Annotated in this window: 7 protein-coding genes; 4 read left to right on the plus strand and 3 right to left on the minus strand. The window is 37.9% G+C overall.

The features are described 5' to 3' along the window. Window positions 1-8 precede the first annotated feature (8 nt). From C1642_RS12055 to C1642_RS12065, 3 genes are all read right to left on the minus strand, one after another. Window positions 9-851, minus strand: a complete 843-nt coding sequence (locus C1642_RS12055; RefSeq protein WP_000110649.1) for an amino acid ABC transporter permease — start codon at window positions 849-851, stop codon at window positions 9-11. Between the two features lie 94 nt (window positions 852-945). After that, window positions 946-1,839, minus strand: coding sequence for an amino acid ABC transporter substrate-binding protein (locus tag C1642_RS12060; RefSeq protein ID WP_000830363.1), 894 nt, complete (start codon window positions 1,837-1,839; stop codon window positions 946-948). A gap of 536 nt (window positions 1,840-2,375) precedes the next feature. Beyond that, a complete protein-coding gene (locus C1642_RS12065; RefSeq protein WP_103236378.1) occupies window positions 2,376-3,140 on the minus strand; it encodes a glutathione S-transferase family protein in 765 nt (254 codons plus the stop codon). A gap of 345 nt (window positions 3,141-3,485) precedes the next feature. On the opposite strand from C1642_RS12065, the gene C1642_RS12070 reads away from it, so the two are divergent. The 4 genes from C1642_RS12070 to C1642_RS12085 form a co-directional block, all read left to right on the plus strand. After that, window positions 3,486-4,721 (plus strand): SfnB family sulfur acquisition oxidoreductase, encoded by a 1,236-nt coding sequence (locus C1642_RS12070; RefSeq protein ID WP_103236379.1) that lies wholly within the window; start codon window positions 3,486-3,488, stop codon window positions 4,719-4,721. Between the two features lie 12 nt (window positions 4,722-4,733). Then, window positions 4,734-5,957 carry an SfnB family sulfur acquisition oxidoreductase gene (locus C1642_RS12075; RefSeq protein WP_000205199.1) on the plus strand — a complete coding sequence of 408 codons (1,224 nt, stop codon included), beginning with the start codon at window positions 4,734-4,736 and terminating at the stop codon, window positions 5,955-5,957. Further along, complete coding sequence (locus C1642_RS12080; protein ID WP_103236380.1) at window positions 5,957-7,369, plus strand: LLM class flavin-dependent oxidoreductase; 1,413 nt, start codon at window positions 5,957-5,959, stop codon at window positions 7,367-7,369. The genes C1642_RS12075 and C1642_RS12080 overlap by 1 nt, the downstream gene beginning before the upstream one ends. Before the next feature lie 14 nt (window positions 7,370-7,383). Continuing rightward, a partial coding sequence (locus tag C1642_RS12085; RefSeq protein WP_228153853.1) for a MetQ/NlpA family ABC transporter substrate-binding protein occupies window positions 7,384-8,078 on the plus strand: 695 nt, incomplete at its 3' end.

Here is an 8,078-nt window from a genome sequence, read left to right on the forward strand (position 1 = left end):
ATCCATAATTATTTTCCTCCCGAGCCTAAACCTGGTACAGCCATGCGTTTTTCAATCCATGCCATTATAAATTTAATGGTGTATGTAATGATTAAATAGACAGGTGTAGACAGAATAAGAATGATAATGTCCTGTGAAGTCTCTTCACGCATGGTTTTGGTATAAGCAAAGAAATTTAAAACACTTAAGGCATATAAAACTGCCGAGTTTTTAAAGACGTTCATTGCTTCTGACGTAATCGTTGGCCATACCGTACGGTACGCAACTGGCAAAATCACATAACGATAACTTTGAGCGGTGGTAAATCCCATAGCTGATGCCGCAAACTTTTGACCACGAGAAACCGTGTTAATTCCTGCTCTAACATGCTCCGAAACACGCGCCGCAGTATAAAGGCCTAAAGCAAAAACACCGATAACAGCGGGTTGTTGATTTAAAATGTTTTTCCACCATCCCCCTGCTACAACATCTCCACTTCCTGCACTTAAACTGTCCGGTAAGAACTCCGGAAAAACAAAAGCCCAGAAGAATAACTGTACAATTAATGGAATATTACGGAATATTTCGACATAGCAGTTGCCGATAAAAGCAAGTGGTTTATTGGGTAAAGTACGAATTACCCCGAGGAGAGAACCTAATAAAAATGCGATAAGAAAGGCTACAATGGCAGTCCAAACCATAGTAAAGACACCAGAACCTAACATTTGTAACCATGTGGGCGCCTCAGCATAGGCATTGTAGCTAGAACTACCAATAACCTTACAAACTGATTCTGCCCATGCGGCTTTATCGACACCATATTCATTAGACTCCGCACAGAATATAGTCCAGTTTAGTGAGCCGACTGACATGTTTGCCCCTTAAATTAATATCTTTAGAAAATAGACCACTTGTGCAAATGAATTTTTACACCTGCACAAGTAAATTTAGGACAAAAAGATCCAGTTAGATTCCTGCATCTGTTGGGTGAGCTTTGAGTTTTTTATAAGATGAACTTTGTTGCATGTTCAAATTAGTATTTTTCGGTGGAATTGGCGATAAGAACCATTTTTTATATAAAGCGTCCATTTGACCAGTTTTCCATAAGTTATTTACAGTACGGTCAGCAATTGCTTTAAATTTTGGATCATCTTTTGCAATCATAATGCCATAAGGTTCTGATGAAAGTACTGGACCAACAATTGCAAATGCTTTAGGTGTAGAAGACTTAGCAATTAAGCCTGCTAAAATATTATCATCCATTACAAATGCAGCAGCGCGTCCAGATGCCATCATGGCAAAAGAGTCAGCATGGTCTTTACCATAAATATTTTGTACATTAATTGCTTGGCCTTTTTCATTCATCTTAATGTACTTGTCAGATGTAGTACCTTGAGTCGTAACAACTGCTTTACCATTTAAGTCTGCCAAACTTTTAATACCAGAGTTTGCTTTAACAGCCATGCGTACTTCTGTTGCATAGTAGTTAGTTGAGAAACCCACTTGTTGCTGACGCTGTTTAGAATTTGTGGTGGTACCACATTCCATATCAATATTGCCCGCTAAAAGCTCAGGAATACGTGTTGATGAGGTTACTGCCTTGTATTCAACTTTTAAACCAGGCATTTTCAATTCTTTTTTAATATCATTTGCAAACTGGTTACAAATGTCGACTGCATAACCTACTGGTTTACCTGCAACAACATATGAAATCGGGTCAGACGATTCTCGATGGCCAATAACGATTTTCCCAGTACTTTTAATTTTAGCTAATGTATCTGCTGCCTGAATTTGAGAAGTAGCACCAACCGTACAAAGCATAACTGTTGAAACAATGAGAGAGGTTGCAGAACGTTTCATAAGAACTCCTTGATGATCATTCCCTCTATTTGTCTACAGAATCATTCATATAGAGAAATAGAGTGATTTATTATTAAATTGCAATTATCGAGCCAACTTTTCCAAGTAGGACACGTCCATTTGCTTCACTTATTATTTATCTGTTTCGCAGAATTAATACCTTTAAAACTGCTCACATGTTTCTACTTTAATCTATGTTTTAATCTTCTGTCTATTATTAAGCTCATCTATTTACACTTAAATGTGGCAATTATTGATTACAATGTAAACACATGCACAATAAAGTGGCTTAAATTTTTCTAAAAACTGTTTTTAGCAAAAGTAACTTTTATCCCAAAAATAAAAGATCAAATTTATTAGTAGCTTATACTTAAGTTGAATAAACAGTAATAAATATTAAATTAAGCATCAAAATAATATACATAAATGTTTTATTAAAAATCATTTATAAAATTGATAGTAATATTTTTTAAGTATCTTTAAAGTTAAAAAATAAAAAAGCCCCGATTTTATCGGAGCTTTTTAAAAACTAAAATTTAAATTCCTCGCCAGTCAACCCGTGCATTACGTTCAGTTTGATATATTCTTAAAACGTACTGTCCAAGCGGCAAATCAAGTAAATATTTCTGATAATTACTCCAATCAGGCGATACTTCCCCATCTTCTTCCCTTTCCCATGGTGTACCTTTTATTTCTAATAAAGGTGCAAGCATAGAACATACTGAAATATCAGCGAGGCTTAAACGGTCACCAACCATATAACGTGCTTGGTTTTCAATTAAATAATGGTTTAACTCATTAATGAGTTCATCCATGCGTCCTTTTGACTGACTTACGAGCTCTTCTTCAAGCTTATAATTCTTCTTGACTAGAGTCTTGAGAAACGGTTTTGATATTTTCTCAAACTGTCGTAAGTAGCCTTGTTCACCCATCATAATCTCTAGAGCATGATCACCTTGAGCTAAAGTATGAGCAAGTGCCCAACGACGTACATGCACCCCAAGTTCATCTGCCAAACTATCAATTTTAAGAGTTTGCTGTCTAAGTTGTTCATCACGGCGTAAAAGTGCATGTTCCGGATAAGTATCATCCAGATAAAGCGCAATTTTAGTCGACTCAGCAATCCAGCGATAGTCATCTTTTAAAATCGGCAACAAATTTTGACCTGTTTTAAGTTGTGCAAAAGCACGGTGAAATCCAGGAATCAAATTATGTGCAACGTAATCAAGTTCTTTATGGTCTAACAACCAGCGAGCTTTTTCACAATAATGAGACAAAGGAAACTGATACAAAACCCGCATAAAATCTCCACGTTTATTTTTATTTGACTATTCGTACAAAAATCGTCTTCGGTAAGTAGATACTTTAGAAGCTATTTTTAATGAAAACAATGGATATTGTGCTCATTTTTCACTGACAGTTAGGTCTATATTTTTTATATCTTTTTTTACCGTACTTATAGCTCTTTTTCATATTAAAAACTTTTTAGTTATTCATTTTACAAATAAAAATTATAATTTATTGATTTTTAATATATTTCTATATCTATATTTATCTATTAAAAATCAAAAAAAGTGCTTTGCATTTTTATTCATAAGCTGAGCATAAGTCCTCGTTTAGTGGAAAAATATTTCTTTTGTAAGGTAATGACAGCAATACAAGGTGTCATTATGTCTAATTCTCTATCTAAAACGACGGCATACGTCCAAGTCATTCAAAATGATCAACAAGCAATTAATGCTGCTTATCAAGTGGCTGATTTTGCTTTAGAGGGTCGTAATACACGTGATCAACAACGCTTATTACCGCATGAGCAAATCGAAAGCTTTAGCCAAAAAGGCTTAGGCGGAATTCGTATTGCAAAAAAATACGGCGGTGCTTTCGTTTCCAATAAAACACTGGCACAAGTTTTCCGTATTTTAAGTAAAGGTGATGCAAATGTTGGTCAGATTCCACAAAATCAGATTAGCCTGTTAAACCTGATTGAAATCATGGGTACAGAACAACAAAAACAATTTATCTTTTCAGAAATATTAGCCGGTAAACGTCTTGCCAACGGCGGTCCCGAACGAAATACCCATGACCCAAAAACCTTAAAAACCACGCTTACTATTGAAAACGGCAAATATTTTTTAAACGGCGAAAAGTTTTATTCGACGGGAACAAGTTTTGCGCATTGGCTCGCAATTAAAGCGATTCATCCAGAAGGCCATGTCGTTTTAGTGATTGTTAACCGAGATGCTCAAGGCATTGAAGTTATTAATGACTGGAATGGGTTTGGTCAACGTACTACAGCGAGTGGTACAGTTAAATTAAATCAAGTTGAAGTTAATCCTGAACTTATTTTTGATGAGCGATTATTAACACAAGTTCCAACCTATCGCGGTGCGTATTCGCAGTTATTACAAGTGGCAATTGATGTCGGTATTGCGGAAGCTGCTTTTGAAGATACTTTATCGACCATACACAAAGCGCGCCCAATTATTGATGCAAATGTTGAAAAAGCCAGCTTTGAACATTACACCCTACAAGAAGTGGGTAAGTTAAATATTTTACTCGATGCGGCAATTTTACTGCTTGATGAAGCTGCTGAATATTTAGATGAACTTGATCAACTTCAAACTGTGACTGATGAACAAGTAGCAAAAGCTTCAATTTTGGTCGCAGAAGCAAAAGTCTATGCCAATGATGCTGCCCTACAAATCTCTGAAAAACTACTAGAGCTAGGCGGTAGCCGCTCAAGCTTAAGCCAACATAATTTAGATCAACATTGGCGAAATGCCCGTGTACATACCTTACACGACCCTGTTCGCTGGAAATTACATGCCATTGGCAATTATTACCTTAATGGTCATTTCCCTGCCCGCCATGCCTGGATTTAAGGAGCAATTGTCATGACTTCATATCAATCGGTTCAAACCAAACAAACATCGGCATCAGGCCAAGCACATATTATTCAAAATGATGCTGAAGCATTAGAAATTGCCAAACAGTTTGCTGAGCAATTTAAAAAAACCGCAGTTGAGCGAGACGCTAAGCGAATTTTACCGTATACCGAAATTGATGCTTTGAGCCAGTCTGGACTTTGGGCAATTACAGTACCAAAGCAATATGGCGGTGCCGAAGTTTCAAGTCATACTGTTGCTAAAGTGATTGCACTTTTAAGCGGTGCAGATGGTTCAATCGGGCAAATTCCACAAAACCACTTCTATGCATTAGAAGTGTTACGCAATACAGGTACAGAAACTCAGAAACAACGTTTATACGGCGAAGTGTTAAATGGCACCCGCTTTGGTAATGCACTTGCTGAGTTTAAAACTAAAACTTCAACCCATAAACAAACCAATATCCGTCCGCATGAAAATGGCTATCTCATTCAGGGTGAAAAGTTTTACTGCACAGGAAGTTTATTTGCTCACCGTATTCCAACCTTAGTTTTAGATGATGCAGGTCGAGAGTATTTAGCCTTTGTAAAAAGTGGTTCACAAGGATTAAAACTTGTTGATGACTGGTCTGGATTTGGACAAAAAACTACAGGCAGCGGCACAGTTAAGTTTGATCAGGTTTTTGTCGATGCAGATGATGTTATTCCTTTTGATACAGCATTTTTACAACCAACCTTAGTCGGACCTTTTGCCCAAATCATGCATGCATCGATTGAGGTAGGCATTGCACGTGCAGCCTTTGAAGAAAGCTTGCAAAGAGTGCATCAAGCTCGCCCATGGATTGATTCAAATGTAGAAACAGCCAACCAAGATCCTTTAACGATTTATGAATTAGGACGCATTGCGGTAGATGTACGAGCTAGTGAAGTCCTATTAAAACAGGCAGCTCAATCAATTGATGCCGCAAAAATTGAAACCACACCTGAAAGCATTGCTAAAGCATCCATCGATGTTGCCAAAGTACGTGCTCATAGTAGCGATATCGCACTCAAAGCATCGTCTAAGCTGATTGAACTTGCTGGTAGCCGTGGTAGTCAGTCTCAAGATGGCCTAGACCGTTTCTGGCGTAATGCGCGAGTACATACCTTACATGATGCTGCACGATGGAAATATTACTTTATTGGGAACTACGTTCTTAACGGTGTTCTACCACCTCGTCGGGGGACATTGTAATGGCAGATTTCAAAGCAAAAGAGATTTTATTAAACGCCTTTGACATGAACTGTGTTGGTCATATTAATCATGGCTTGTGGACACATCCACGTGATGAATCACACCGTTTTAACGAATTGAGCTATTGGACAGAACAGGCCAAAACTTTAGAAAATGGTTTATTTGATGGTTTGTTTATCGCTGATATTACAGGTGTGTACGACGTCTATCAAAACGGTATAGATCTCACTTTAAAAGAGTCCATTCAGCTTCCGAGCCATGACCCATCTACACTCATTTCAGCAATGGCGGCAGTCACTCAAAACTTAAGTTTTGGGGTCACTGTGAACTTAAGCTATGAGCATCCATATCAATTTGCTCGCCGCTTTGCAAGTCTCGACCATTTAACTCAAGGTCGTATTGGCTGGAATATTGTTACAGGTTATCTAGATAGTGCAGAACGCTTAATTGGTCAAAAGGGTTTAAAAGACCACGATGCCCGCTATGAGCAAGCCGAAGAGTTTTTAGAACTTTGCTATAAATATTGGGAAGGTTCATGGGAAAACGACGCAGTTAAAAAAGATAAAGTACGGCGTGTTTTTACAGACCCATCTAAGGTGCATACCATTCACCACCATGGAAAGTATTACCAGAGTGAAGGCGTGTTTCAGGTATCTCCTTCTGTGCAACGCACTCCAACCCTATTTCAAGCAGGTGCTTCACCTAAAGGTATGCAGTTTGCAACACGTCATGCTGAATGTGTATTTATTGGCGGGGATAAACCCGAAAAGATACGCGAACAAGTGAAAAAGATTCGTACTCTTGCCGAACAGCAAGGGCGCTCAGCGAACGATATTAAAGTGTTTGTCGGCATAACTGTTGTTGTTGCCGAAACACATGATCTGGCTGTACAAAAACTTAATGAATATCGTCAGTATGCGAGTCCTGAAGCAGGCTTAGCGCATTATGCGAGTTCAACAGGCATTGACTTAAGTAAGTTTGCTGACGATGAAGCGATTCCTTACCAAAAAAGTAACAGTATTGTTTCGATTACCGAAAAGTTTAAAGAACAGCAAATCACAAAAAATGACTTAAAAGCTCAGCATGTTTTAGGTGGTCGTTATCCCCTTATTGTGGGTAGTGGCGAAGAGGTTGCTGAATACTTAATTCATCTTTTAGATGAGACTGATATTGATGGCTTTAATTTGACACGTACCGTTGCCCCTGAGTCTCACCATGACTTTATACGCTTGGTCATTCCAGAGCTACAACAACGTGGTCGCTATAAAACTGCATATAAAACGGGTTCACTACGGAACAAAATTTTTAATCGGGGTGATCACTTACCAGAACAGCACCCTGTTCAAGCGTTCCGATGTAGTCCCTATAACAACAGCAAAAACTTAACAAAAATTGAAGAAATAACCGCTTAAATTTGGAGATAGACATGGCTCAAACAGCCTCTAAAAAATGGCTAGGCATAGGCTTAGTCGTTGTAGTCCTTTTTGTTGCTTTGTTCTTATGGAATAAACATCGTCAAAGTGGCTCAAATGAACTTGTGATTGGCATTAGTCCACCATTTGCAAAACCTTTACAAGCTGCTGCCGATGAAGCAAAGAAACAAGGTTTAAATGTAAAACTGGTCGAATTTTCTGACTGGAATACCCCAAATATTACTTTAAATCATGGGGATATTGATGCGAACTTTTTCCAGCATCAACCTTTCTTAGATAATGCAATTAAAGAAACAGGCTTTAAATTAAAGGCATTTGCAGTGGGTGCAGCATCACATGTGGGACTTTATTCAAAGAAATATAAAAGCCTTGATGAATTGCCACAAAATGCACGTGTAGTCATTCCAAATGATCCGGTGAACCAAGGTCGTGCCCTACTTCTTTTACAACAAGCTAAGTTAATTACGCTTAAAGATTCAAATAATCACTTATCTGCACTCAAAGATGTTGTTTCAAACCCTAAAAATTTGCAATTTATTGAGGTTGAAGGACCACAGACTGCTCGTGCAATTGATGATGTTGACTTGGCTTTTGGTTATCCACATTACTTGCGCTTAGCAAAAACAGCAGACCCTAATAGTGCGCTTTTACTGGATGACAATACCAATAAACGTTATGCCATTTTGTT

Origin of the sequence: Acinetobacter sp. AKBS16 (assembly GCF_002899995.1) — a bacterium.
GTDB classification, from domain to species: domain Bacteria; phylum Pseudomonadota; class Gammaproteobacteria; order Pseudomonadales; family Moraxellaceae; genus Acinetobacter; species Acinetobacter baumannii.